At 40.9% G+C, this 2,793-nt stretch carries 1 protein-coding gene and 1 pseudogene; both read right to left on the bottom strand.

Annotation, left to right across the window (positions count from 1 at the left end; translation table 11 throughout):
* Positions 1-522: 522 nt before the first annotated feature.
* On the bottom strand, positions 523-2,307 hold the full coding sequence (gene aspS / locus GW12_RS05980) for an aspartate--tRNA ligase (protein WP_034584819.1): 1,785 nt from the start codon (positions 2,305-2,307) through the stop codon (positions 523-525).
* Positions 2,308-2,467: 160 nt separating this feature from the next.
* Positions 2,468-2,793: pseudogene (locus GW12_RS15970) on the bottom strand (DUF4184 domain-containing protein); the annotation flags it as partial.

Here is a 2,793-nt window from a genome sequence, read left to right as displayed (position 1 = left end):
TATATGATTTTAAAAGTTTTGATTATTTTTTGATCCAAAATTAAATTTATTTAAATCAGATGCTTACATATTTATGCAACAAAGCCGTATTTTTGCTGCTGAATATTTAGTTCTGGATAAGCCAACTGAATATTAATTTTTGTTATACGGTGAATAGATGAATTGGTTTGATATAAAACCCATGCTCCGAGATAACCCATAACTTGCAGTATGCGTAAGGGTAAAAAGGCTAAAAAATTTAACAGGATATACATGGAATAAATAGTTTCTCTTAGACTGGCAATCTGGTTGTAAAAATTTTGTAAGTGCTTAACAATCTAAGAAATTATCAAAAATAATAAAGCAGCTGAATAACAAAATAGACGAATGTGAAATAATAGGTTTTTAAAAATTATTTCATGTTAGAAGTGATAATTTAAAGATTGTTTAGGCTTAAAGCTCTAGCGAATAGTATCAAAAATAACGCTCATTATGATAAAAAAGCCCTGCAAGAGCAGGGCTTTTTACATCAGTTGCTAAAGATTATTTAGCTTCTTCTGCTTTTGGTTTTTCACGTAAACGAATACCAAGATCACGCAATTGAGTTGGCTCAACTGGTGCAGGCGCTTGAGTCAATGGACATTCAGCTGTTTTGGTTTTCGGGAATGCAATCACGTCACGGATTGAAGAAGCACCAGTCATCAGCATCACCAGACGGTCCAGACCGAATGCCAAACCACCGTGAGGAGGTGCACCGAATTTCAAGGCATTCAGTAAGAAGCTGAACTTCTCTTCAGCTTCTTCTTCTGAAATACCCAGCGCTTCAAAGATCGCTTTTTGCATTTCCAGCGTATAGATACGCAGTGAACCACCACCGATTTCAGTACCGTTCAGTACCATATCGTAAGCAACAGATAATGCTTCACCTGGGTTGTTCTTCACTTCTTCAACACTTGATTTTGGTAGTGTGAATGGGTGGTGAACAGAAGTCCATTTGCCATCATCAGTTTCTTCGAACATTGGGAAGTCAACCACCCAAAGCGGAGCCCATTCGCAAGTTGCAAGATTCAGGTCATGACCGATTTTCACACGAAGTGCGCCCATCGCATCATTTACAACTTTGGCTTTGTCTGCACCGAAGAATACGATATCGCCATTTTCAGCACCAACACGTTTCAACAGATCTAGCACAACTGGCTCGATGAATTTCACGATTGGAGATTGAAGACCTTCGATGCCTTTTTCCAGTTCGTTGACTTTGATGTAAGCCAGACCTTTTGCACCGTAGATACCAACGAATTTAGTATATTCGTCGATTTGGCTACGTGGCAGTGAGCCAGCACCTGGAACACGAAGTGCCACAATACGACCTTTAGGGTCTTTAGCAGGACCTGCGAATACTTTGAACTCAACGTCTTGCATCAAATCTGCAACGTCAACAAGTTTCAATGGAATACGAAGGTCTGGTTTGTCAGAAGCATAGTCACGCATTGCTTCTGAATAAGGCATACGCTGGAATTTGTCGAATTTCACGCCAAGAAGTTCGTCGAACATCTTAACAGTCATGCCTTCCATCAAATCCATAATGTCATCGTCACTCATGAACGATGTTTCAATGTCGATTTGAGTGAATTCTGGCTGACGGTCTGCACGCAAGTCTTCGTCACGGAAACATTTCGCGATTTGGTAGTAACGGTCTACACCACCCACCATTAACAACTGTTTGAACAATTGTGGAGATTGTGGCAGTGCGTAGAAACTACCGTTAGAGACACGACTTGGTACCAAATAGTCACGTGCACCTTCAGGAGTGGCACGAGTCAAAATAGGAGTTTCAACGTCTAGGAAACCATGTTCATCCAGGTAGTTACGGATCAGCGTAGTCACTTTAGAACGGAAACGTAAACGGTCGATCATTTCTGGACGACGGATGTCCAGGAAGCGGTATTTCAGGCGGATTTCTTCAGAAATATTGGCATTTTCGTCATTCAATGGGAATGGCGGAGTTTCAGACTGAGCAAGAACTTCGATTTCTTTACCCAGAACTTCGATCTGGCCGCTTACCATATTCGCGTTTTCAGTGCCTGCGTAACGACGACGTACACGACCTGTAATTTTTAATACGTATTCTGAACGTGATTTGTCCGCAGTTGCGAATGCTTCAGGAGTATCTGGGTCAATAACCACTTGCACGAGACCATCACGGTCACGCATGTCAAGGAAGATAACACCACCATGGTCACGGCGACGGTGTACCCAGCCGCAGATGGTTACGGTCTGGTCAATTTGAGCTTCGGTTAAAGAACCGCAGTAATGAGTTCGCATCATAGCGTAAAAAATCCAACTATATGGGTTAAGGAAGCGTATACGTAAACAGCGTACCGCCTTTTGCAAAGGTAGGATTATGCCTCTTTGAGCATGTTGTCACAAGAACTTGCGTGAAAAACAATACGATTTTGCGTGGAAATCTGTGGTTCTGTTGAAGACTCTAACCCAGACGGGAATTACGATCCAAAAATAGAAAGAGCATACATCCAAAGGTAAAGACTATAAGAGCAGTTTGAGTAAACACATTAAATGTAATCCCAATGAGATGATAAAGATCAGAGGAAATGACATGCCAAGGAAAATAGCGTAAATAATCTGCAACTGAAATAAGACCAGACAAGATTGATAGAATTGTTAACCCCCATCCTAATAAAACTACGTTTTTCCTGACTTTTAAATGCTGTTGATAACGTTGGTAATAGCGATACAACATCCAGCCTAAAATAGGAAGTACTAGGATTGAACGGCTTTGTTGCATAAATAAAT

It is taken from the genome of Acinetobacter sp. HR7 (assembly GCF_000773685.1).
Taxonomy (GTDB): domain Bacteria; phylum Pseudomonadota; class Gammaproteobacteria; order Pseudomonadales; family Moraxellaceae; genus Acinetobacter; species Acinetobacter thermotolerans.
The sequence above is the reverse complement of the archived record's forward strand: the minus strand, read 5'-3'. Positions and strand labels throughout refer to the sequence as shown.